This is a genomic window from Pseudomonas sp. NFPP28, from assembly GCF_900115535.1.
Taxonomy (GTDB): Bacteria; Pseudomonadota; Gammaproteobacteria; order Pseudomonadales; family Pseudomonadaceae; genus Aquipseudomonas; species Aquipseudomonas extremorientalis.
The window spans coordinates 31132-56641 of sequence record NZ_FOWT01000012.1 but is presented as its reverse complement, the minus strand read 5'-3'; the positions used below and the strand labels follow the sequence as shown (position 1 = coordinate 56641).

The following is a 25510-nucleotide window of genomic DNA, read 5'->3' as shown; positions in this document are numbered from 1 at the left end:
AGGACAGTTATTGTTGTTGTGTCTTCCTACAAGGAGTCAGGAAGAGTGTGCGTCGATTACAGCCTTGAAACGGCGATGTGACAAATCCTTGGGAGCACTAGGACTGATACTTTTTTGCACTTGAGTTCAGGTGGGGGCTTGACGCCGGCGGGCATCCGAAAACCTGGCGCCCTGAATAGCGCGGTGGGGCCAGGTCTTCGCAGGTTACGATGCTACGACTTAATAGGCTCTTTTTTCATGCGTGGTCAGCTCTTTGATCCACTGTGGGTCCACAGGCTTGCGCCATTGGCCACGGGTGTGAATTTTCAGGCCTTTTGCGTCCCACTCGGCCATCTTCTTCTTCACTGACTCGGTGTACTCGGATGCCCTGCATGAAATTTCGGCCCAGGGGTCGACGATCCAGGCGTCTTTCCATTCGGATTGTGAAAAATCAATGGTGGCTTTACCTCTCGAGGCCGGTCCGCCGACAACTGTGAATACGTGGTCGCCTCCTTCCACATACCATGTTTGGGCCTTTCCTCCGCTTTTTTCGATGATGTTTTCGGATAGCAAAGCCATTTCCCCACAGTTTCCAGCCCCGGACTTCACAATCAGGTTTGGATGGTTCAACGCCCCAGGCGGTACGGTGTTGCGCAACCAGTTAATCGTCATATCTGCGGCCTCAGTGCGGGCCAGGTCCGCTTTTGAGTGCATTTGGTTAGCAGGCCCCAGGCCGGTGGCTTTCATGGAACGGTTCACGCTGTCTTGCGCTTGTTGTGCGTAGAATTTGTTTTGCTGTTCAGCGGTCCACGATGTGAAGTTGGCGGGATGGTCCAGCGCGGTAACCTGGTTGGGTTGCAAGGCAATATCCGCTTTATCAATCGCTTTGGCCCGCTGTAGCTGATAGACAACCTCGCGTTGCTGTTCATCCGTCAGATTCTTGCACATTGCTTTTAACTCATCGATGTCCTCTTTCAAGTAGCCCGTGCGCTCCAGATCTTCAAAGGCAAATTTCAATTTTGGCAGCGCAATGAAATTGGCATCAAACGGTAAGTTGGCAGCACCTTGACGGATGCTGAATTTGTTCCGGTAAGCCCTCACCATCGGCAGCTCCCTACGCGTGCATTTATTGAACGTCAGCTGGCTGCCGGGTGTCTCCTCCAATCGTGCGTAGTAGAACTCGGCGGTATCCGCCTCGATCACCAGGTATTTGGCGGTACTGCCGTGTGCCTTGTCGTTAACGATCACCCCACGCAGTTCACGTTTATCGTCGACAGCATCAGTGATGCGGTTGAGCTTGACCACGCGTGTTTCTCGCTCCAGCCCCTCACTGTGTTGTGCGCTGAAAAAGCCGAATTCGGGTTCATTTTTGAGTGTGCCGGTGATTTTTGATTTGTAGACGATGGGCTTGGTCCCAGGCACCGGATGCAATTTTGGCCCCCTTTCGCCGTCGACCATTTTCCAGCGGCGGCGTTCGAAAATCACAAACTGGCCCTTGCGCAGGAACTTCGGCGCTGAGGGAAACAGGCGCACGTGCTCAAGCGCCTGAAGTTCCTGCTTCAATTCGCCGGATACCTCCTCGATGAACTTGGTAAAACAGACGTCGTTGGCACCGCGCTTGACGCGGCCGCCGATACTGGGGGCTGGGCACCAGGCTTCAAAGCTTTCCAGCGGCGTGTAGTGGTCGGCTGACTCCAGGTCTCGTAGCAAGCCTGGTTGGCGAGAGTCGTAGCGGTAAACCTTGCCCTCGTTGATCAAGTCGAAGCCATGGGTGCGCGTGACGGTATAGGCATCTGCGGCCAAAGGCTTTTCGGTGACCAGGGCTTTTGTGCCGTCGGAAAAGGTTTCTTGTTTCAGGACCGAGGATGTGTCAGACACAAAACCCTCAAGCGCAGGACCATAAGCGGCCATGGTCTTTGCGTCGTAGGCATACCACTCATTGCCCTGGCGTATGGCGGTGATGTTGGCCCGGTCCTGAGCCCCGGAAAGCCACACGCTGCCATTGGCCATGTCAGCTGTCTGCTCAGTTAGCTGGCCATCCTGAAGCCGGCTCAACGAGCGGATTGATTGCGTGGTAGTGGCAGCCGTGAAGTCCTTGAGCTCAATTGCTTCAACCTCTTTAACGCCAAACTTCTCGATAAACCCCGCGGATACCTTGGCAGCCGCCCAAGATGCAGCAGATTTGGCCAAGCCCCACAAATTGCTGGCGCCCTCTGTGGCAACAAGGATCGCGACATCAATGCCAAGGTCTACGCCTGCTTTCAGGAATTGGCCGTGATAAAGGTCTTCCAAGCTGCTGGTGCCGGGCAAGGAGTGCCATATGGCCTTGAAGAAGTCACGGGGTTGCGTGGCCGTTTCAAGTGTATTGCTGGACCAATTACGGTGAAGGTCGACAAAGTCGGATTTGTACAGGTATGTGGAGTCGACCATCACTTTGGCCAATTTCGATAGTCTTCCAGCCACATAATGGGGGGAGAACGCGTCATTTTCCTGGTGGGCAGGGAAGGACACCGGTAACGGCCAGGGTTCGTTATTGTCATCCAGGAGGCGTTGATCGGTGGCTCTCAAAACGACTTCTGATTTAACCCCCGATTTAGGTTCAGTGCCGGTCTTGAAAGCCTCGGCATCGATTTCCAGGCTGACTTTTTGGCCTAGGGGGGTATCCGGATCAATGTCGGCAATTCTTACAATCTGGCCCCACGTCGGGTAAACCGCAAAATCTCTTCTGGCCCCGTTGTAGATCGACGTGATCACCATGCCGCTGCCGGCGCCTTCAACGTTCAAAAACTCTACGTCGCCATAAAGCAGGCTCTTGCGCTCTTCGACAGGCAGCTTGTTGAGCATGTTCTCGAACAGTGTCGTGGTATGCCGCCTGCGAAGATTGAAATCCGCCTTTATAGCCTTGTCGAATTCATCGTTGATCACTGGAAAGCCAGGTTCCCCGGCCTTTTTACGCAGGCTGTCGAAATCCACATGATTGCCTTCCTGCCCCCAGCTTTCATCCAGCCTGCCTGCTTCATAGATTTCTGCCAGGCTATAGTGTCTCCCGCTGATCAAACCAGCGAGTTCGTTTTCAATCATAAAGCGTTTTTCATAGTCGATATGGCTGCCGAACTGTTCTCTTAGTACTTTCAGTGCCATGTCCCTTCTATTGGGCGCTTCAACTGTTCTCAGCCACTGGACGGCTTCGGCGGTGGCCTGGGTGGCTGCCTGGAGTTTCTGCTGGCTGTCTTTCAATTGCTCCAGGGTGTAGTTGTTCTTATCAACGTTGTTATGGATGGCCGCCCAATCCAATAACGGATTCATTTGCGCGTAGCTGTATATCTGCGCTTCCAGTGCTGAGATAGGCCGGATGTTATGAAGACTCATGATTTCCGGGTACGTCATGTTTGCGGTCGCGCCAGGCGCTGTCCATTCGATCCGGTTGACCGCAGTCGTAAACTCGACATCCTCCGGCGAGCCGAGCGTTACTTGTTTCGGTACATCCTTCACCAGTAATTGCGGTGCCGCCCCTTGTAGAAGCAAGTGCGCAACTGCCGGTGCAAGGTGACGAGGGATGCCTTTGTTCTCAATCAGGTGTTGCGTGAAGCGTTCGCGCCTGAGGTGAGTGCTGCGGCCAACGTTATCGTTGTCGGTCAAATCGGCTCCGGCAATGGTCTTGTGTTGAGTGCCGGCCGTTGGATCAACTTCCAGTATCAGGTACGTCAAAAGCAACTTCCTCAAGCTGGTTGAGGTTACAGCCACCTTAATGCGGGTTTGCAGATCGGTGGCGAGTTCAAGCGCATCACTGCAGGTAAGCAGTTGCTCCAGTGCCTGTTCAGGATCGGTACTGAGGTTGGTAACCCTACTGCTGAGGTAATTGAGGAGCGTGTTATTGGTGCCGATCCTTTTTTTCGCCTCTTCGACCAGCTCATCGCGTTGCGCGGCATTCAGCGGCAGTGGCGTCGACAGGAACCCCCAGCGATTGCCCAGCGGAGGAGAGTGGGGAGCCCGCGTCTGCAAGGCCTTCAGCAAATTGTCGTTGTCTGCTTTTGATGACACTGGGTACCAGTTGTTGTGCGAGATAAATTCGGCAACCGTTGTCACGCCCTTGGGTTGATGGGAAGAGTCTGGATCGACCACAAGGCGCCTGGAGCCGCTGTCCGGTGTCCAGTTTTCCAAGGCTTGGATCAGTCTGTAACGGTCGTTGCTGTCACCCACTGCGGTGTTTTGCCGGGCCAGCCAGCCCATTGTGTTTTCTGGGTTATCAGGTGGGTTGGGAAATTGTTGGGTGCGGCCCATCAAGGCAGCCTGTTGGTCAAATCTCGTGCTGCCGGGGGTGTCGCTGAGGCTATAAAAGTTGGCCACCCATTGGTAGGGAGCACCGTTGGATTCGGCGTGAAGCAGTGCAATGGGTTGTGTTTGATTCGCGAATGCCTGCGCTGCGGTTAGCACGGGCGCCAGCGCGTCAAAGTAATTGGGGTACTTTTGCGCGAACGCGGTGGCAGTGAAACGCTGTTCTTGCGCCCCAACCTTGCTAACCAGCGCGTTGTCCGTGGGGTCATAACGCAAGGAAGCCAGGTCAACCTTCTGCTCATGCGCCCACGCCTTGAAACCCTGGCTATTGAGGGCTTTGTGCAGGTAGGCCCGCCATTGACCGAACAGGCTGCTGGGCGGTATCAGTTGGATGATTTTCGATGCGGCTTGTTCGGGGGCGAGTTTCAGTTCAAGCATTGCACGATGAACAGTGGTGGCAAGCTCACCTTCGGCGCGCGCCAAAAGGTCTTCGGGGGTGTCCTCAGCTTCCACAAGCGCCGCCCGGCTGGCTTTGATGGCGGCGGCCAGTTTTTCAAGTGGCGAGGGGGAGAGCGGCGTAGAGGCCAGCATTTGCGTCACGGCCTGCTGGTTTTGCCGTACGGCGACAGACTGGGGATCGTTCAACGAGGTGTCGACCAGTGCGCTGAAGGTTTGATTTTGAACCAATGCTAAGCCACGATTTAGCAAGGTGTTCAGTTGGTGTTCTTTCCAGTCGGGTTGTCGGGTGTCTGGCTGAGGGGGCATTTGCTCATTGTAGAAACGCATCACCTCGTTCAGTGTTGCGGTGGGCGGAGCAGGGTAGTGCACATTGGCATGAGAGCCTGCGGCCATCTGCTGCACCGCCTGCTTTATCTCGAGCCAGACATTACTCCACTTTTCTGACACATCGTTCAGGGTGAACGTGGTTTCCACGCCTTTCACGTTGGCGGTCAGGGTGCCTGTGTCGGGGTTGATGCGGGCCGTCTTGGGATCAAGGCCTTGTTTCTGCGCAAAGTCGGTAAAAGTGGTGCTTGTGAACGCATTCAGAAGCTGCTGGCGAACTTGGTTGAAGGTTGAGTACTCGGGCACTTCATTGAGCATAGGTGGCGTATTGTCATTTCCACCATTCAGCGCTGGCAATTGTTTCAGCAGCGTCTCGCTGCACTGCCATGCCAGCGCCTCGTCGGCCTCCTGAACCCTTTGGGCTGCGGTCAACGGCGCATAGCGAGCGAGGCGTTGATCCAGTTGCTCCGCTGGCAGATCGACGATTTGTTGCTTGGCTTGCTGTTGACGTTGCTTGACGGGGGCATACTGTTGCTCGTAAAGCGGGTCGGAATGACGTAGCGAAGGAAATGTTCCCTCACGAATCAACTGCCCAATGTTGAATAACGTATCCTCATTGTAGTTTCGGGAGTAATCATGGGGCAGTGGCATGCCATAGAAGTTGGTAATCAGCTCAGGAAACGCCCGGTCTCGCCCGAAAAATCTGAAAGGTTCACGACTGGAGCCCGCCACTTTTGTGACCGCTTTGAAAACCGCCGATGTTGCCTTTGAAAAACTGTCTTTGCCGTACTGGCTGATATCAATGTCGTGGTCCTCCTGCTGCAGGAGGAGGCGCCCGGCGGGGTCGATCACCAACGATTCAATATCGATGTCATGGGTTTGGGCAAACGATTTGAAGGGTTCCGAGCGAAGCGCATCATCCAGCTCGGCAAGGGCCAGGCCAAAAGTGGAGTCGGGCTCGACGTGAACCGTGTATTGGGTGCCTTTTAGAGCCAGCTCTTTATCGTTAAGCAACGCGTTGATCAGGGTGTAGGCTGTATTGATCGCCAACTCCGCATCAGCCTTGTCAACCAACGTGTCGGCGAACTTGCGCAGCGAGGCGTTGCCTGTGTCCTGGCTGGGGGGCGCGTTCTGCAGATCTCGACGTAAGCGCGAAGAAACAGGACGAATTTTTGGCGCGCTGGGCACGGGACTATCAATGATTTCTTGAATCAACTGGTCGGTGTTTTTTTGCGGATCGAGCGCACTTGGCTGACCAAGAAGTTTCTCGACCTCTGCCCGTACTGCGGGAGCTGCCAGCGGATCAGGCGAACTCATCACGTGTTGCCTGATCTGCTCGAACAGGCTTGATTGTTCTTTTGTCGCTCTGAATCTGAGCAAGGATTCAATGCGCTGACGCGTGTGATCCGGCAGATCAACCGGCGGGGTGAAAGGTGTCTGGCGTTGGTCGATGGGGTTAGCGAAAAGTCCGATGACGATGGAGGTGACCGAGACGCGGAGCGGGCCAGCCGGTGGTTTCGGGTTATCACGCTGCGCAGTGGTTGTGCGGTGGTTTGAGACTGGAAGCCCGATCATAAGAAGTCCTCAACAGCAGCGGATATAGGCAGGAAATTCCGCGCAATGGAAAATGGAAGACACTTTTCTTACGTGGCAACCAGCGCTGTTAGGTTCCTTTTGAATTCCCCTATAGATCTATCTAGGGAGGCGTCGCTGTTTCAGGCGAGGTTCTGCTCAGTCAGTCGCTGCACCGCCAGGCGACGGTAGTGGGAAGGGGTCATGCCCTTGAGTTGCTGGAAGCGCCGGTTGAAGTTGGAGATATTGTTGAAGCCCGACTCGAAACACACATCCGTCACGGCTTTATCCCCATCGGCCAACAACTCGCAGGATTTGCTGATACGCAACCGGTTGACGAACTCGATGAATGTGCGCCCGGTGGCCTGTTTGAACACGCGAGAGAAGTAAGTGGGCTTCATGCCCAAGTATTCCGCCACTTCTTCGAGCGGCAACTCCCGCGCGTAGTGGGCGAAAATGTAGTCTACGGCGCGGTTGGTGCGGTCGATGCTGTGTTCATCGGCCAGTTGCGGCGTGGTCACACCGGAAAGCAGTTGGTAGTCCTCACAGGCGCTCAACACGTCCAGCAGGATAAAGAAGTGCCCCAGGCGCGCCATGCCTTGGGCGTCCTCGATGCGTTGCATCAAGGTCATGGCCTGGGCGATGGTCTTTTTGCAGCGAAACTCGATGCCGGACTGCGCCCGCTCCAGCAGCGGCGCCAGGCTTTTGAGTTCGGCGAAGATGTGGCTGCCGTGCTCGAACAGCTCATCGGTGAAGTTCACCAACATGTCGCGCTTGGGCACCACCTCGTCTTCCTCCACCTGGCTGATCCAGTTATGGGGCAGGTTGGGGCCGGTGAGGAACAGGCTTTCCGGGTAAAAGTTGCCGATGTAGTCACCGATAAACACCTTGCCGGAGCTGGCGACGATCAGGTGCAGCTCGTATTCCTTGTGGAAGTGCCAGCGCACCAGCGGGCAAGGGAAACCGTGTTGGCGATAAATAATGGACAGGCCGTTGTGGTCGTCCATCAGTTCGTAGGAAGGGTCGGTGATGCGCGTTGCTCGGGTCATGCTGCCGTCGCTTTATTGTGGTTGCTGCGTAGGATAATGCCCCCTTGCGCACGACCTCGCCAGCGTCGATGTTTATACGTTGCGGTTTTTTGCCTCGATCCACTGGGACATGTACTGCGTACTTTTGTGGGCATGGTGGCGCAGCATGCTGCCGGTGAAGTTATCGCGGCGATGGGCCGAAAGGCGCCCGCGGCACTGCTCCAGGCAGGCCACCAGCGCCGGGCCATGGATGTTCTGGTCATACCGTCTGGCCAGCAGTCGGCGACCGTCCTCCTGGGCCTGGTTCCAGCGTTCACAGTCTTGATACAGGGCCACCGCGGCTGCCGCGAGGGCCGGGGCGCTTTGTTCCACGGCACCAGGCCACGGCTGTTCATCCCCCATGGCCTCGGCACCGATCGGCGTGGTGACGTTTGGCGTGCCGCACAGCATCGCATCCGCCAGCTTGCCCTTGATCCCGGCGCCGAATCGCAAGGGTGCCAGGCAGATGCGCGCCGCGGACATCACTTGCAGGGCGTCTTCGGCCCAGTTCATTACATGAAAGCCCTGCGCCGGGTTGTGCAGGGCCGTGGCTTTGGGCGGGGTGTAGGCGCCATAAATGTGCAGTTGCGCTCCCGGGAGTTGCTGGCGGATCAGCGGCCACAGGCTGTTCTTCATCCACAGCACCGCATCCCAGTTGGGGGCGTGGCGGAAGTTGCCGATGCTGAGGAAATGGGCGCGGTCTTCAAATGGCGCGAAGGGCTCGGTCGGCGGTTCCAGCATCAGCGGGCACCAGTGGAGCAAGGCGGCGGGCACGTTGAACTGCTCGGTGAGCAGGCGCGCCTCTGCGTCGGAGATCATCAGGCTGATGTCACAGCGATAAATCGCGGCGATTTCGCGCTTGGCAATGTCAGTGTCGGCCATTAGCCGGAATTCTTCGTCCAGGGCCAAATTGAACAGGGCGCTGAAGTCGTTACTGTCTGGATGCGTCCTCAGGTGGTCCTTGAGGTGCTGGTGCCGGACATCGCGCAGGCTTTGCAGGTCGCTGGTTTCCAGGACGCGAAGGGCATCGGGGCATTGTTTCTCGACACGCCAGCCAAACTGCTCTTCCATCATGAAGCGGTCGAACAGCACGATATCCGGGGCGAGTTCGCGGATAAAATCATCGAAACTGCTGTTATTGAGTTCGATTAGGCATTCGGCGATGCCCAGCGCGGGCAAATCGGCCTTGTGCTCGCCGATGGTTGCGGGGCTGCTGAAGGTTATGTCCCAACCTTGTGTCAGAAAGCTCTCAAGAATCTGCATCATATGCCCGCCTGCGGCCGAGGAACGCGGCTCCGGCCAGACATAACCAATGACCAGGACTTTGGTGGCAGGCTGATTCATCAACAACAGGTTCCTTGAAGGGCAGGGCGATCGGCGCGCAATTAAACCATAACCGGCGGCATGAGAATTTATGTCTGGCGGTAGGTAGCCATCGCACTTTGTGGTTAACTTCCGCCTCTCGAATTCGTTTCATCAAACCCAGCATAAGGATTCTGTTCATGGCTCAAGTCACCCTTCGTGGTAATCCTGTCCAGGTTGAAGGCGAACTGCCGAAAACCGGCTCCACCGCTCCTGAATTCAGCCTGGTTGCTGTCGACCTGTCGCAAGCGACCCTGGAAACCTTCGCCGGCAAGCGCAAGGTTCTGAACATCTTCCCAAGCGTTGATACCCCGACCTGCGCGACCTCGGTACGCAAGTTCAACGCCCAGGCCAACGACCTGAGCAACACGGTCGTGCTGTGCATTTCCTCTGATCTGCCGTTTGCCCAGAAGCGTTTCTGCGGCACCGAAGGCCTGGACAATGTGCTGAGCCTGTCGGACTTCCGCAACGCCGACTTCGCTGTCGACTACGGCGTTTCCCTCGCCGACGGCCCACTGCAGGGCCTGACCGCCCGCGCCGTGGTGGTACTGGACGAGAACAACACTGTGCTGCACAGCGAGCTGGTTGCGGAAATCGGCCAGGAGCCGAACTACGAAGCAGCCCTGGCTGTTTTGAAGTAACTGTTTCGGTACGTTACTGTCGTTTTGCAGTAACACGCGTGATGCATGATTGCGGCCTGGCCTAGTCCAGGCCGTTTTTATTTGTGTCTCAACTGCTTAGCGAAATAGCGGGCAGACTAAGATCAGAAGTTAAAAGTTGTAAGCCCAAGGTAAATAGCCGGTAAAGGCGCTTTTCTAAATGCGCCCCAGTGCTTATCTTTCAGCCTCCCAAAGAAGAAGCTCTCGCGCCCAATGGTTGATCACTCCATGCAATCCTCCCCCCGTAAGTCCCGCCGCTGGCTGTTCGGCCTGCTTGTGCTGCTGGTTATCGCCGGCCTGTGCTGGAAGTTCTGGCCCGGCAGCCATAAGGATGGCGCCGAAAAGCCCGCGGGCCATGCCGGCAAGACGGGGATGATGCGCCCGGGGTTCGGCGGCTCCGCCGGCCCGGTACCGGTGCGCGTGGCGCCCGCCGTGCTGGGGGAGTTCCCGGTGTACTACAAGGCGCTGGGCACGGTGACCGCGCTCAACACCATCAATGTGCGCAGCCGGGTAGGCGGCGAGCTGGTGAAGATTGCCTTTGAGGAAGGCCAGATGGTCAAGGCCGGCGACCTGCTCGCCGAGATCGACCCGCGCAGCTACCAGAACGCCTTGCTCCAGGCCCAGGGCACGCTGATGCAGAACCAGGCTCAGTTGAAGAACGCCCAGGTCGATGTGCAGCGTTACCGCGACCTGTACGCCCAGGACAGCATCGCCAAGCAGACCCTGGACACCGCCGAAGCGCTGGTCCTGCAATACCAGGGCACGGTCAAGACCAACCAGGGCGCGGTGGATGACGCCAAGCTCAACCTCGAATTCACCAAGATCCGCGCACCGATCAGCGGCCGCGTGGGCCTGCGCCAGGTCGACGTAGGCAACCTGGTGGCGGCCAACGACACCACCTCACTCGCGGTGATCACCCAGACACAACCGATCAGCGTGGCCTTCACCCTGCCGGAAAACACCCTGGAAACCGTGCTCACCCGCTACCACGCCGGCAACAAGCTGCCTGTAGAGGCCTGGGACCGTGGCGACGTGAAGAAGCAGGCTACCGGCGTGCTGCAAAGCCTGGACAACCAGATAGACGTCACCACCGGCACCCTGAAGTTCAAGGCGCGTTTCGATAACAAGGACCAGGCGCTGTTCCCCAACCAGTTCGTCAATGTGCACTTGCTGGCCGATACCCTGCATAACGTGGTGCTGGCGCCGTCGGCGGCGATCCAGTTTGGCAACACCGGAACCTTCGTCTACGTGCTGGACGGTGACAAGAAGGTCAAGATGCAGCCCCTGGTGGTCGGTGATTCCGATGGCGACAACACGGTGATCAAAGAGGGCCTCAAGGCTGGCGACCGCGTGGTGTTGGAAGGCACCGACCGCTTGAAGGACGGCAGCGAGATCGAAGTGGTCAACGACAGCAGCGAAGTGCCGACCACCCCGACCGAACACCTGCAAGGCAAGCCTGCGGCTAAAGGGGAGACCGGTGCCACCGCCGGCAAGGCGCAAAAGGTCGGTTCATGAACCTGTCGCGGCTGTTTATCCTTCGCCCGGTCGCCACTACGCTGAGCATGCTGGCCATTGTCCTGGCCGGCATCATCGCGTACCGCTTGTTGCCGGTGTCGGCCTTGCCCCAGGTGGATTACCCGACGATCCGGGTGATGACCCTGTACCCCGGGGCCAGCCCGGACGTGATGACCAGTGCGGTCACCGCACCGCTGGAGCGCCAGTTCGGGCAAATGCCCGGCCTCACACAGATGGCCTCCACCAGTTCCGGCGGAGCGTCGGTGCTGACCCTGCGTTTCAACCTCGATATCAATATGGATGTCGCCGAGCAGCAGGTGCAGGCCGCGATCAACGCGGCCACCAACCTGCTGCCCAAGGATCTGCCGGCGCCGCCGGTGTACAACAAGGTCAACCCGGCGGACACCCCGGTGCTGACCCTGGCGATCACCTCCAAGACCATGCTGCTGCCCAAGCTCAATGATCTGGTGGATACGCGGATGGCGCAGAAAATCGCGCAGATCAGCGGCGTCGGCATGGTCAGCATCGCCGGCGGCCAGCGCCAGGCGGTGCGCATCAAGGTCAACCCCGAGGCCCTGGCGGCCAACGGCTTGAATCTGTCCGATGTGCGCACGCTGATCGCCGCGTCCAACGTCAACCAGCCCAAGGGCAACTTCGACGGGCCGACCCGTGTGTCGATGCTCGATGCCAACGACCAGTTGGTCTCGCCCGCGCAATATGCCGAACTGATCCTGGCCTACAACAACGGCGCGCCATTGCGCCTCAAGGACGTGGCGCAGATCGTCGACGGCGCTGAAAACGAACGCCTTGCCGCCTGGGCCAATGAAAACCAGGCGGTGCTGCTGAACATCCAGCGCCAGCCGGGTGCCAACGTGATCGAGGTGGTGGACCGCATCAAGGCATTGCTGCCCAGCATCACCGACAACCTGCCGGCCGGCCTCGATGTGACGGTGCTCACCGACCGTACCCAGACCATCCGCGCCTCGGTCAAGGATGTGCAACACGAATTGCTTATCGCCATCGCCCTGGTGGTCATGGTGACGTTCCTGTTCCTGCGCCGGGTCAGTGCCACGATCATCCCGTCCATCGCCGTGCCGCTGTCGCTGGTGGGCACCTTTGGCGTGATGTACCTGGCCGGATTCTCCATCAACAACCTGACGCTGATGGCGCTGACCATCGCCACCGGGTTCGTGGTGGATGACGCGATCGTGATGCTGGAGAACATTTCCCGCTATATCGAGGAAGGCGAAACACCATTGGCCGCCGCGCTCAAGGGCGCCAAGCAGATCGGTTTCACCCTGATTTCCCTGACGCTGTCGCTGATTGCGGTGTTGATCCCGCTGCTGTTCATGGCCGACGTGGTCGGGCGCCTGTTCCGTGAGTTCGCCATTACCCTGGCGGTGGCGATCCTGATTTCCCTGGTGGTGTCCCTGACCCTCACGCCGATGATGTGCGCACGCTTGCTCAAGCGTGAGCCAAAAGAGGAAGAGCAGGGGCGTTTCTACAAGGCCAGCGGTGCCTGGATCGATTGGTTGATTGCGCGTTACGGGAGCATGTTGCAGTGGGTGCTCAAGCACCAACCACTGACCCTGCTGGTGGCCATCGCCACCCTGGGCCTCACTGTATTCCTGTATCTGGTGGTGCCCAAGGGGTTCTTCCCGGTGCAGGATACCGGCGTGATCCAGGGCATTTCCGAAGCGCCGCAGTCGATTTCCTTCGCCGCCATGAGCCAGCGCCAGCAGGAGCTGGCCAAGATCATCCTGGCCGATCCAGCGGTGGAAAGCCTGTCGTCGTATATTGGTGTGGACGGCGATAACGCTACCCTCAACAGCGGGCGCCTGTTGATCAACCTCAAGGCCCACGGCCAGCGTGACTTGAGCGCAGCCCAGGTGATCACCCGTTTGCAGCCGGAGATCGACAAGCTGGTGGGCATCCGCCTGTTCATGCAGCCGGTGCAGGACCTGACCATAGAAGACCGTGTGAGCCGTACCCAGTACCAGTTCAGCATGTCCTCGCCGGACGCCGAGCTGCTGGCGCTGTGGAGCGACAAGCTGGTGCATGCGCTCAGCCAGTTGCCGGAACTCACTGATGTGGCCAGCGACCTGCAGGACAAAGGCCTGCAGGTGTACCTGGTGATCGACCGCGATGCGGCCTCGCGCCTGGGCGTGAGCGTATCGACCATCACCGACGCCCTGTACGACGCCTTCGGCCAGCGGCAGATTTCCACCATCTACACCCAGGCCAGCCAGTACCGCGTGGTGTTGCAGGCCCAGTCCGGCGAGACACTCGGGCCGGACGCGCTGAACCAGATCCACGTGAAAACCACCGATGGCGGCCAGGTGCGCTTGTCCAGCCTGGCCCATGTGGAACAGCGTCAGGCGCAGTTGGCGATTGCCCATATCGGCCAGTTCCCGGCGGTGATGATGTCGTTCAACCTGGCCCCCGGCGTCGCGCTGGGCAAAGGCGTGGAGCTGATCAACCAGACCCAGAAAGACATCGGCATGCCGGTGGGCGTGCAGACTCAGTTCCAGGGCGCAGCCCAGGCGTTCGAAGCGTCGCTGTCGAGCACCTTGCTGCTGATCCTGGCGGCGGTGGTCACCATGTACATCGTGCTCGGTGTGCTCTACGAGAGCTATATCCACCCGATCACCATTCTCTCGACCTTGCCATCGGCGGCGGTGGGAGCCTTGCTGGCCTTGCTGCTCAGCGGCAATGACCTGGGCATGATCGCGATCATCGGCATCATTCTGTTGATCGGTATCGTCAAGAAGAACGCGATCATGATGATCGACTTCGCCCTCGACGCTGAACGCAACCAGGGCCTCGACCCGCAGACCGCCATTTACCAGGCGGCGCTGCTGCGCTTCCGGCCGATCCTGATGACCACCCTGGCGGCGTTGTTCGGCGCGGTGCCGTTGATGCTGGCCACCGGTTCCGGCGCGGAATTGCGCCAACCGCTGGGCCTGGTGATGGTCGGCGGTCTGCTGGTGAGCCAGGTGTTGACGCTGTTCACCACCCCGGTGATCTACCTGTACTTCGATCGCCTTGGCCGCCGCTGGCGCAAAGAGCCGCAAAGCCTGGAGCCGGTTGAGTCATGAACCTGTCCGGACCTTTCATCCGCCGGCCGGTCGCGACCATGCTGCTGAGCCTGGCGATCCTGTTGCTCGGCGGTGTCAGCTTCAACCTGCTGCCGGTATCGCCACTGCCGCAGATCGATTTTCCGGTGATCGTGGTATCGGCCAGCTTGCCCGGCGCCAGCCCCGAAGTGATGGCGTCTACCGTGGCCACGCCGCTGGAGCGTTCGTTCGGCGCGATTGCCGGCATCACCACCATGAGCAGTTCGTCGAGCCAGGGCTCCACCCGGGTGATCCTCGCGTTCGATTCCGACCGCGACATCAACGGCGCGGCGCGGGAAGTGCAGGCGGCGATCAACGCCTCGCGCAACCTGCTGCCCAGCGGTATGCGCAGCATGCCCACCTACAAGAAGATCAACCCGTCCCAGGCGCCGATCATGGTGCTGTCGCTGACCTCGGACGTGTTGCAGAAGGGCCAGTTGTACGACCTGGCCTCGACCATTCTTTCCCAGAGCCTCTCGCAGGTTCCGGGTGTGGGCGAAGTGCAGATCGGCGGCAGCTCCCTGCCGGCCGTGCGCATCGAGCTGGAGCCCAAGGCTCTCGACCAGTACGGCGTGGCCCTCGATGATGTGCGCAACACCATCGCCAACGCCAACCAGCGCCGGCCCAAGGGCTCGCTGGAAGACAATGAGCGTAACTGGCAGATCCAGGCCAACGACCAGTTGGAAAAGGCCAAGGACTACGAGCCGCTGCTGATTCGCTACCAGAACGGCGCTGCCCTGCGCCTTGGGGATGTGGCCAAGATCAGCGACGGTGTGGAAGACCGCTATAACAGCGGCTTCTTCAATAACGACTCGGCGGTACTGCTGGTGATCAACCGCCAGTCCGGTGCCAACATCATCGAGACGGTGCGGCAGATCAAGGCGCAGCTGCCGGCGTTGCAGGCGGTGCTGCCGTCCAGCGTCAAGCTGAGCCTGGCCATGGACCGCTCGCCGGTGATCACCGCCACCTTGCATGAAGCCGAGATGACCTTGCTGATTGCCGTGGGGCTGGTGATCCTGGTGGTGTACCTGTTCCTGGGGAATTTCCGCGCCTCGCTGATCCCGACCCTGGCGGTGCCGGTGTCGCTGGTGGGCACCTTTGCGGTGATGTACCTGTACGGGTTCTCGTTGAACAACTTCTCGCTGATGGCGTTGATCCTGGCCACCGGCCTGGTGGTGGACGATGCCATCGTGGTGCTGGAGAACATCTCCCGGCACATCGACGAAGGCGTGCCGCCGATGAAGGCGGCGTATCTGGGCGCACAGGAAGTCGGCTTTACCTTGCTGTCGATGAACGTGTCGCTGGTGGCGGTGTTCCTGTCCATCCTGTTCATGGGCGGGATTGTCACCAACCTGTTCCGCGAGTTTTCCATCACCCTGTCGGCGGCGATCATTGTGTCGTTGATTGTCTCGCTGACCCTGACCCCGATGCTCTGCGCGCGCTGGCTGAAACCCCACGTCAAAACGCAGATGACCGGTTTGCAACGCTGGAGCCAGAAGATCAACGACCGCATGGTTGCCGGCTACGCCACCAGCCTGGACTGGGTGCTGCGCCATCGGCGCCTGACCCTGCTCAGCCTGTTGCTGACCATCGGCATGAACGTGGCGCTGTACGTGGTGGTGCCGAAAACCTTCATGCCCCAGCAGGACACCGGCCAATTGATCGGTTTTGTGCGCGGTGACGACGGCCTGTCCTTCAGCGTGATGCAGCCGAAAATGGAGACCTTCCGCAAGGCGGTGCTCAAGGACCCGGCGGTGCTCAGCGTGGCCGGCTTCATCGGCGGCAACAACGGCACCAACAACGCGGTGATGCTGGTCCGCCTCAAGCCCATCAGCGAGCGCAAGGTCTCTGCCCAGGCGGTGATCGAGCGTCTGCGCAAGGATGTGCCGCTGGTGCCGGGCGGGCGCCTGTTCCTGATGGCCGACCAGGACCTGCAATTCGGCGGTAGCCGCGACCAGACCAGTGCGCAGTATTCCTACATCCTGCAAAGCGGCGACCTGGCGGCATTGCGCCTGTGGTACCCGAAAGTGGTCGCGGCGCTGCGCGAGTTGCCGGAACTCACCGCCATCGACGCCCGTGAAGGTCGGGGCGCGGCGCAGGTCACGTTGATTGTCGACCGCGACCAGGCCAAGCGCCTGGGGATCGACATGAACATGGTCACCGCCGTACTGAACAACGCCTACAGCCAGCGGCAGATTTCGACCATCTACGACAGCCTCAACCAGTATCAGGTGGTGATGGAGGTCAACCCGAAATATGCCCAGGACCCGATCACCCTCAACCAGATGCAGGTGATCACGTCCACGGGCGCACGGGTGCCGTTGTCGACCATCGCCCATTATGAGAACAGCCTGGCCGACGACCGCGTCAGCCACGAAGGCCAGTTCGCCTCGGAAGACATCGCCTTCGACATGGCGCCCGGCGTGACGGTGGAGCAGGGTACGGCCGCCATCGAACGGGCGATTGCCAAGGTCGGCTTGCCGGAAGACGTGATTGCCAAGATGGCCGGTACCGCCGATGCCTTCGCGGCCACGCAGAAGGGCCAGCCGTTCATGATCCTCGGCGCGCTGGTGGCGGTGTACCTGGTGTTGGGCATTCTGTACGAAAGCTACATTCACCCGCTGACCATTCTCTCGACCTTACCCTCGGCGGGTGTCGGCGCCATGCTCGCCATTTACCTGACGGGAGGCGAGTTCAGCCTGATCTCCCTGCTGGGCCTGTTCCTGTTGATTGGGGTGGTGAAGAAAAACGCGATCCTGATGATCGACCTGGCGTTGCAGCTGGAGCGCAATGACCGCATGGGGCCGCTCGAATCGATTCGCAGTGCCTGCCTGCTGCGCTTGCGCCCGATCCTGATGACCACCCTGGCAGCAATCCTCGGCGCCTTGCCGTTGCTGCTGGGTGCGGGCGATGGCGCGGAAATGCGCCGTCCCCTGGGCCTGACCATTATCGGTGGCCTGGTGTTCAGCCAGGTCCTGACCCTTTACACCACCCCGGTGGTTTACCTTTATCTCGACCGCGCGCGCCACCGCTTCAACGCCTGGCGCGGCGTGCGTACCGATGCTGCCCTGGACACTGCGCTATGACCGATTCAACCTTTGCCCGATTGGCCCTGTTCCGTGGTTCCCGCGTGGCGAGCCTGGTGCTCTGCGGCGTGTTGCTCAGCGCCTGCGCCGTCGGCCCCGACTACAAACGCCCGGAAGTGGTCGAGCCGGCGCAATTCAAGGAAGCCAAGGGTTGGCGCCAGGCCACCCCCAGTGATTCCCTGGCCCGTGGTGCCTGGTGGGAGTTGTACGGCGACCGCCAGCTCAATGAGCTGGTGCTGCGCCTGAACAGTTCCAACCAGACCGTGGCCCAGGCCGAAGCGCGCTTTCGCCAGGCCCAGGCTTTGGTGCGCAGTTCCCGCGGGGCGTTTTACCCCACCGTCGACCTGAGCGCCGGGAAAACCCGCGCCAGCCAGGGCACCGGCAGCAGCAGCGCCAGCCTGAGCAGTTCCAGCAGCGGTATCCGCGACACCCTCAATGCGCAGTTGGGCGTGAGCTGGGAAGCGGACATCTGGGGCAAGCTGCGCCGGGGCCTGGAAGCCAATGAGGCCAGTGCCGAAGCCAGCTCGGCGGACCTGGCGGCGATGCGCCTGAGCCAGCAGTCGGAACTGGTGCAAAGCTACCTGCAACTGCGCGTCATGGATGAACAGACGCGCCTGCTGCAAGCGACCCTGGAGACTTATCAGCGCTCCCTGCAAATGACCGAAAACCAGTACCGCGCCGGTGTTTCCGGCAAGGACGCGGTGGCCCAGGCGCAGACCCAGCTCAAGACCACCCAGGCCAGCCTGATCGACCTGATCTGGCAGCGCGCCCAGCTGGAAAACGCGATTGCGGTACTGATTGGCGAGGCGCCGGCCAACTTCAACCTGGCGGTGAGCAAGGACATTCCGGCGCTGCCGCAGATCCCGGTGAGCCTGCCGTCGCAACTGCTTGAGCGTCGCCCGGACATCGCCTCGGCCGAACGCTCGGTGATCGCCGCCAACGCCAATATCGGCGTGGCCAAGGCCGCCTACTACCCGGACCTGACCCTGAGCCTGGCCGGTGGTTACTCCAGCAGCACCTACGCCGACTGGATCAGCCTGCCGAACCGCTTCTGGTCGGTGGGGCCAAAGCTGGCCATGACCCTGTTCGATGGCGGCCAACGTTCGGCTGAAGTCGACCGCACCGTGGCCTCCTATGACGAAACCGTCGCCAAGTACCGCCAGACGGTGCTGGATGGTTTCCGCGAAGTGGAAAACTACATGGTGCAGCTCAAGGTGCTGGAGGACGAGGCGGTGGTCAGCAACGAAGCGCTGGCGGCAGCGCGTGAGTCGCTGCGCCTGACCCAGAACCAGTACAAGGCCGGGCTGATTGCCTACCTGGATGTGGTCACTGTGCAGGCCACGGCCCTGAGCAACGAGCGCACGGTGCTGACCTTGCTGCAGACGCGCCTGGTGGCCAGTGTGCAATTGATCGCCGCGTTGGGCGGTGGCTGGGATGGACAGACACCGATCGCCGACAAAAACTGAAGATCAACTCGATCCAATGGGTGGGCTTGCTGTGATGAACAGGCGTGTTGAGGTTGGCGGGCCCGCTCACCGCAATAAGCCCGCTCACCAAGTCCCACTGCCATATTTGGCCTCAACAAATCCTCGTTTTGAGTCATCCGATTGGCGTCAAAATGCCACTAATGGCGCTCTGATAATTAATCAAGTACTCAAGAATTATTCTCGCTACAATCGCCCGCTTTGCCATTTCGCACGGGCCTTTCGGGCTCGCTGTGCACGAGAAGTCCCATGCTCATCGGTAGTTACTCGCCCTCGCTGGTCGTGATCTCACTGTTCGTTGCGATCCTCGCTTCTTACACCGCGCTGGACCTTTCTGGCCGCATCGCCACCGCCAAGGGGCGCGCCGTTTACTTATGGATCACTGGCGGATCCATGGCGATGGGGGTGGGGGTGTGGTCCATGCACTTCATCGGCATGCTGGCTTTGCGCTTGCCGTTTGCCCTGGGCTTCGACCTGGGGATTACCGCGCTGTCGTTGCTGATTGCGGTGCTGTCCAGCGGCTTTGCCTTGTGGCTGGTCAGCCAACCGCGCCTGCCGGCCTGGCAGCTGGGGTTGGGGGCGCTGATCATGGGCACCGGCATTGCCAGCATGCACTACACCGGCATGGCGGCGATGCGCATGACGCCGGGCATCGATTACGACCCGACGCTGTTCGGCGCTTCGTTATTGATCGCGGTGGTGGCCTCCGGTGCAGCGTTGTGGATCGCCCATAATCTGCGCCGCAATACGCCGTATGTGCGCCTGGCCCGGGGTGGGGCGGCGGTGGTGATGGGGTTTGCCATCGTCGGTATGCATTACACCGGCATGGCAGCCGCACGCTTTGCCGATGAGAGCTTCTGCGGCGCGGCACTGAACGGTTTGAGCGGCAAGGGCCTGGATAACCTGGTGCTGGTTACCACCCTGGCGGTGCTGGCCATCGCTTTGCTGACGTCGTTGCTCGACGCACGCCTGGAAGCGCGCACAGCGGTTCTCGCCGACTCCCTGAGCCAGGCCAACCAGGAACTGACCCACCTGGCCCTGCACGACATGCTCACCGGCCTGCCCAACCGCACCTTGCTCGCCGACCGCATCCAGCAAGCCATGCAGGCGGTAAAAGAGCAGGGCGGCTGTTTTGCGCTGATGTTTATCGACCTGGACGGCTTCAAGCCGGTCAACGATGCTTTTGGCCACCATATGGGCGACCAGTTGCTGCGCGAAGTCGGCCAGCGCCTGCACGAAGACTTGCGCAGTCACGACACCCTGGCGCGCATCGGCGGCGATGAGTTCGTATTGCTGGTGCAACTGACCCAGCCGGACGATGCCCTCGGCCTGGCCGAGCGCCAGGTGGTGCTGATCAACCGCGCCTTCCAGGTGGCCGAACATGAGTTGAAGATCTCCGCCAGCGTGGGCATCGCCGTGTTCCCGGGCAACGGCAATAACCCCCAGGAATTGCTGATGAACGCCGACGCCGCGATGTACCACGCCAAGGGCATGGGCAAGAACGGCTACAGCTTCTTTGATGCGTCGATGAACACCAACGCGCGCAAGCAATTGCAGTTGTTGCAGGACCTGCGCAATGCGGTGGAACAGCAACAATTTCGCTTGTACTACCAGCCCAAGTACGATGCGGCCAGTGGCATTGCGGTGGGGGCCGAAGCGCTGTTGCGCTGGGAGCATCCACAACAGGGCCTGTTGTTGCCGGCGACGTTTATCGAATTGGCGGAAAAGACCGGGTTGATCATCCCCATCGGCGAATGGGTACTCGATGAAGCCTGTCGCCAAATGAGCCTGTGGTACGCCCAGGGCTACGAAGATTGGCGTATCGCCGTGAACCTGTCGGCGCTGCAGTTCTGCCACGCCGGGCTGGTCAAGAGCGTGGCTCAAGCCCTTGAGCGTCATCGCTTGCCAGCCAACAGCCTGACCCTGGAAATCACCGAGACCACCGCCATGAGCGACGCCGATGCGAGCATGACGGTGTTGCAGCAGTTGTCGGACATGGGCGTCGATCTTTCCATCGATGACTTCGGCACGGGTTATTCCAGCCTGATGTACCTCAAGCGCCTGCCGGCCAACGAGTTGAAGATCGACCGTGGGTTTGTACGCGACCTGGAGCACGACAGCGATGATGCCGCCATCGTCTCGGCCATTGTCGCCCTCGGCCAGGCCCTGGGCCTGCGTATTGTTGCCGAAGGGGTGGAAACCGATGTGCAACAGACCTTTCTCACGCGCCTGGGGTGTAACTCCCTGCAAGGTTATCTGCTGGGCCATCCGTTGCCGGCGGAAGGGTTCATGGTCGACATCCAGCGTGCCGAAGACACCTTGGCGCCTGACAAAAGCCGTGCATGACGGGTATTCTTGGATCCAGCCCTAAACATCAGGTTGAATCAGGAGACCGCACGCATGGACAAAGTCGTCATCATCACCGGGGGCAGCCGTGGGATCGGCGCCGAGACGGCGTTGCTGGCCGCTCGCCAGGGTTATCGCATCTGCATCAACTATCAGTCTGACGAAGAGGCTGCCCACCGTGTGCTCGAACAAGTCCGCGCCCTGGGCGCCCAGGCGATTACCGTGCGCGCCGACGTGAGCATTGAAGATGAAGTGATTGCACTGTTTCATCGCGTCGACACCGAACTGGGCCGCGTCACCGCACTGGTCAACAACGCCGGTACCGTGGGGCACAAATCCCGTGTGGATGAGATGTCCGAGTTCCGTATCCTGAAAATCATGAAGACCAATGTGCTGGGGCCGATCCTGTGTGCCAAGCACGCGGTGCTGCGCATGTCGCCCAAGCATGGCGGGCAGGGCGGCAGCATTGTCAACGTGTCGTCGGTGGCGGCGCGCCTGGGGTCGCCCGGCGAGTATGTCGATTACGCTGCGTCAAAGGGCGCGCTCGACTCCTTCACCATTGGTCTGTCAAAGGAAGTGGCGGGTGAGGGCATTCGCGTCAACGCGGTGCGTCCTGGCTATATCTACACCGACTTCCATGCCCTGAGCGGCGACCCGGACCGGGTCAGCAAACTCGAATCCGGTATCCCCATGGCCCGTGGCGGGCGCCCGGATGAGGTGGCGGAAGCGATTATCTGGCTGCTGTCGGATAAGGCTTCGTATGCCACCGGGACGTTCCTTGATTTGGGCGGTGGCCGTTAGACGGCGGTGCTATCGGGTCCGCAAATGGCGCAGTGCGTCATAGCCCTTTAATGAAAACGCCTGGAGCAGGCTGGCTTCCGAATTGTAAACGGTGCTGTAGCCATCGCTGTTGAAACCATCGATCTGTCCATTGCGGCTATGGCTACCGTTTAGATAGCGATCGTCCAGGTTATCGAGAAACCGCAACACTTGGTCCAGATAGTAGAGCGCATTGGCCCTGGCTTCCGGGTGCGGGTTGGCTTCGGTGAAGTCACCCACCTGGCGTTTCAGGTCATCAATCAAGTGGTAATTGTCGCGATTGTCCAAAAAATTCTTAAGTACAGGGCTCTGTTCGATAATCCTGTCTGCAGAACGGTGATCGCCGGCAGGACGCCCCGTCGGGCCTGTCATCTCGCGTATTTGTTGCTGTTCTACTGCACGCATGTAATGGGGGGGGATCGGCAGTGGCTTGTCGGACATGCTCATGGGAAAGTTCCGGGTCAAAATGGGGTAAACGCATTCTCCCTTGTGAGAAACTTGCGCTTCTTTATGTGGTTCCTTGTTTTATCGGGTTCCCGTTCAAAACGACCGCACAATCCGCCCCAACGTCTCCATCGCCTTTTCCGACGCCTCGGTCCACGGGCTGCCATAGTTCAGGCGAATGCAGTTGCGAAAGCGCTGGGTCGCCGAGAAGATCGGCCCCGGCGCAATGCTGATGCCCTGCGCCAGGGCCATCTGGAACAGCTTCAGCGAGTCCGTCTGCTCCGGCAGTTCCAACCACAGGAAGTACCCGCCGGCCGGTTGGCTGACCCGCGTCTGTGCCGGAAAGTAGCGCGCGATGGCGGCCAGCATGGCGCTTTGCTGTTCTTCCAGGGCATAGCGCAATTTGCGCAGGTGCCGGTCGTAGCCGCCATGTTGCAGGTAATCGGCAATTGCGGCCTGGGCCGGCATTGAGGGGCATAGCGACGTCATCAGTTTCAAACGTTCGACCTTCTGCGCAAAACGCCCGGCCGCGACCCAGCCCACGCGATAGCCGGGGGCCAGGCTTTTGGCGAAGGAGCCGCAATGCATCACCAAACCTTCGGTGTCGAAGGCCTTGGCCGGCTTGGGTGCCTGCTGGCCATAATACAATTCGGCATACACATCGTCTTCGATCAGCGGCACCTGATGCTCGCGCAGCAGTTCCACCAGGGCCTGCTTCTTGGCTTCCGGCAGCGTCGCGCCCATGGGGTTCTGGAAGCTGGTCATGGTCCAGCAAGCCCTGATCGGGTAGCGCTGCAGGGATTGCGCCAGGGCGTTGAGGTCGATGCCGTCGCGCGGGTGCACGGGGATTTCCACGGCCTTGAGTTTCAAACGCTCCAACACTTGCAGGCACGCATAGAACGCCGGCGCTTCGATGGCCACCAGGTCACCCGGTTCGGTGACGGCTTGCAGGCACAGGTTGAGGGCTTCCAAGGCGCCATTGGTGATCAGCAGTTCCTCCATGGGCAGCATCAGGCCACCGACCATGTAGCGCAGGGCGATTTGCCGACGCAGTTGCGGGTTGCCCGGCGACATGTCGGTGACCACCAGGCGCGGGTCCATTTCGCGGCTGGCGCTGGCCAGGGACCGGGCCAGGCGCGGCAACGGGAACAGCATCGGGCTGGGGAACGCCGAGCCGAAGGGCACGGTGTTGGGGTCCTTGATCGAGTCGAGCACCGAGAACACCAGTTCGCTCACATCCACTTCGGTGGACTCATGCACCTGCTCGCTCACCACCGGCTCGGAAAACGGGCTGGGTGCGTGGGTGTTGACGAAGTAGCCGGAACGCGGCCGTGCCCGGATCAGGCCACGGCGTTCCAGCAGGTAGTAGGCCTGGAACACTGTCGACGGGCTGACGCCGTACGTCTGGCTGGCGTAGCGTACCGAAGGTACCCGCTGGCCGGGGCCGAGCACGCCGGAGCGGATCAGTTCTGCGATGTCGTCGGCGAATTTTTCGTAGCGTTTCATGGGGGCTCAATTAGCTTTTTACAGGTATTTTTCAGCGGTTCAGCGGCGCCACAAAGCGGCTGTCGGCAGCGCTATGGATCCACGGCTCATCCACATCCGAGACTTTGAAGCGCAAGGTCTGCGAGCTGCTCGTCGGTTTGTCCGCCAGCAATGCCACCGACACCGGCACATCGATGATTTCCCCCGGTGCCAGGCTGATCTCGGTCTTGCCCTGCAATTGGAAGCCGTCGGCGTCCACCAATTCCAGGCGGTAATCCTGGCGCTGCTGGGTCTTGTTGATCACCTTTAGGCTGTAGATGTTTTCAATCTGGCCCTGGGCGTTCTCGCGGAACATGCCACGGTCCTTGGTCACGTCCAGCGAGACCATGGGTCGTTCCACCAAGGCCACCACCAGGGCTGCGATCATCACCAGCAGCACCGTACTGTAGCCGATCAGGCGCGGGCGCAGCAGGTGGGTTTTGCCGCCTTGCAGTTGATGTTCGCTGGTATAGCTCACCAGGCCGCGCGCGTAGCCCATCTTGTCCATGATCGAATCGCAGGCGTCGATGCACGCTGCACAACCGATGCACTCCATTTGCAGACCATCGCGGATGTCGATACCGGTAGGGCAAACCTGCACGCACAGTTGGCAGTCGATGCAATCGCCCAGGCCGACGTCGGCGGGTTTCACTTCACGTTTGCGCGGGCCACGGCGTTCGCCGCGAGCCACGTCGTAGGAAATGGTCAGGGTGTCCTTGTCGAACATCACGCTCTGGAACCGCGCATACGGGCACATGTGCATGCACACTGCTTCGCGCAACCAGCCGGCGTTGATGTAGGTGGCACCGGTAAAGAACAGCACCCAGAACAGGCTGACGCCGCCCATCTGCCAGGTCAGCAGTTCGCTGGCCAGGGGGCGAATCGGCGTGAAATAGCCGACAAAGGTCAGCCCGGTCAGCACACTGATGCCCAGCCACAAGGCGTGCTTGGCCGAGCGCCGCGCCAGTTTGTCCAGGCTCCAGGGCGCGGCGTGCAGCTTGATGCGCTGGTTGCGTTCACCTTCGGTGACCTTTTCACACCACATGAACAGCCAGGTGAATGAACTCTGCGGGCAGGTGTAGCCGCACCACACACGGCCAGCGAACACGGTGATCGCAAACAGGCCGAAGGCGCAGATGATCAGCAAGGCCGACAGCAGGATGAAATCCTGGGGCCAGAAGGTCGCCCCGAAGATGTGGAATTTGCTTTCAGCCAAGTCCCACAGCACGGCTTGCCGGCCACCCCAGTTCAGCCACACGGTGCCGAAAAACGCCAGGAACAGAAAGCCTGCACCGCCTACGCGCAACGTGCGGAACAGGCCGGTGAAACTGCGGGTATGAATCAGGTTGTCGCTGGATTTGGCCTTCACCTTCTTCGGGTGTATGGGCTCAAAGGTTTCCACGGTGGGGATTCTTTCGCTCATGTCGTTCGCTCATCAGCCTCCATCAGGCCAATGAACTATGCGCGGGGGGCTGTTTG

13 protein-coding genes are annotated in these 25510 nt (G+C 60.0%); 7 read left to right on the top strand and 6 right to left on the bottom strand.

The genetic code is table 11. The features are described 5' to 3' along the window. Window positions 1-219 precede the first annotated feature (219 nt). The 3 genes from BM110_RS27080 to BM110_RS27070 form a co-directional block, all read right to left on the bottom strand. On the bottom strand, window positions 220-6612 hold the full coding sequence (locus BM110_RS27080) for a hypothetical protein (RefSeq protein WP_093514487.1): 6393 nt from the start codon (window positions 6610-6612) through the stop codon (window positions 220-222). Between the two features lie 140 nt (window positions 6613-6752). Continuing rightward, on the bottom strand, window positions 6753-7658 hold the full coding sequence (locus BM110_RS27075) for an AraC family transcriptional regulator (protein WP_071490598.1): 906 nt from the start codon (window positions 7656-7658) through the stop codon (window positions 6753-6755). Window positions 7659-7730: 72 nt separating this feature from the next. Continuing rightward, window positions 7731-9020 (bottom strand): glycosyltransferase, encoded by a 1290-nt coding sequence (locus BM110_RS27070; protein WP_093514486.1) that lies wholly within the window; start codon window positions 9018-9020, stop codon window positions 7731-7733. A gap of 158 nt (window positions 9021-9178) precedes the next feature. On the opposite strand from BM110_RS27070, the gene tpx reads away from it, so the two are divergent. The 7 genes from tpx (at window position 9179) to BM110_RS27035 (ending at window position 22045) form a co-directional block, all read left to right on the top strand. Further along, entirely contained in the window at window positions 9179-9679 is a 501-nt protein-coding gene (tpx, locus tag BM110_RS27065) for a thiol peroxidase (protein WP_092249064.1), read from the top strand. Window positions 9680-9910: 231 nt separating this feature from the next. After that, on the top strand, window positions 9911-11212 hold the full coding sequence (locus BM110_RS27060) for an MdtA/MuxA family multidrug efflux RND transporter periplasmic adaptor subunit (protein ID WP_093514485.1): 1302 nt from the start codon (window positions 9911-9913) through the stop codon (window positions 11210-11212). After that, on the top strand, window positions 11209-14310 hold the full coding sequence (locus BM110_RS27055; RefSeq protein WP_071490594.1) for an MdtB/MuxB family multidrug efflux RND transporter permease subunit: 3102 nt from the start codon (window positions 11209-11211) through the stop codon (window positions 14308-14310). The genes BM110_RS27060 and BM110_RS27055 overlap by 4 nt, the downstream gene beginning before the upstream one ends. Continuing rightward, the gene (locus tag BM110_RS27050) at window positions 14307-17414 is read left to right on the top strand and encodes an efflux RND transporter permease subunit (RefSeq protein WP_071490593.1); all 3108 of its coding nucleotides are present in this window, start codon (window positions 14307-14309) and stop codon (window positions 17412-17414) included. The genes BM110_RS27055 and BM110_RS27050 overlap by 4 nt, the downstream gene beginning before the upstream one ends. Then, window positions 17411-18880, top strand: coding sequence for an efflux transporter outer membrane subunit (locus BM110_RS27045; protein WP_092249070.1), 1470 nt, complete (start codon window positions 17411-17413; stop codon window positions 18878-18880). The genes BM110_RS27050 and BM110_RS27045 overlap by 4 nt, the downstream gene beginning before the upstream one ends. Before the next feature lie 267 nt (window positions 18881-19147). Further along, entirely contained in the window at window positions 19148-21244 is a 2097-nt protein-coding gene (locus tag BM110_RS27040; protein WP_093514484.1) for a putative bifunctional diguanylate cyclase/phosphodiesterase, read from the top strand. Between the two features lie 54 nt (window positions 21245-21298). Beyond that, a complete protein-coding gene (locus BM110_RS27035) occupies window positions 21299-22045 on the top strand; it encodes an SDR family oxidoreductase (protein WP_092249074.1) in 747 nt (248 codons plus the stop codon). 9 nt (window positions 22046-22054) lie between these two features. Here the strand turns inward: BM110_RS27035 and BM110_RS27030 are convergent, their stop codons facing one another. The 3 genes from BM110_RS27030 to ccoG all read right to left on the bottom strand — a co-directional run bounded on the left by BM110_RS27030 (window position 22055) and on the right by ccoG (window position 25454). Next, window positions 22055-22510 (bottom strand): hypothetical protein, encoded by a 456-nt coding sequence (locus BM110_RS27030; protein ID WP_256573002.1) that lies wholly within the window; start codon window positions 22508-22510, stop codon window positions 22055-22057. 93 nt (window positions 22511-22603) lie between these two features. Then, entirely contained in the window at window positions 22604-24013 is a 1410-nt protein-coding gene (mapR, locus tag BM110_RS27025; RefSeq protein ID WP_093514483.1) for a GntR family transcriptional regulator MpaR, read from the bottom strand. A 31-nt stretch (window positions 24014-24044) separates the two neighbouring features. Beyond that, the gene (gene ccoG / locus BM110_RS27020; RefSeq protein ID WP_093514482.1) at window positions 24045-25454 is read right to left on the bottom strand and encodes a cytochrome c oxidase accessory protein CcoG; all 1410 of its coding nucleotides are present in this window, start codon (window positions 25452-25454) and stop codon (window positions 24045-24047) included. Window positions 25455-25510: the final 56 nt, after the last annotated feature.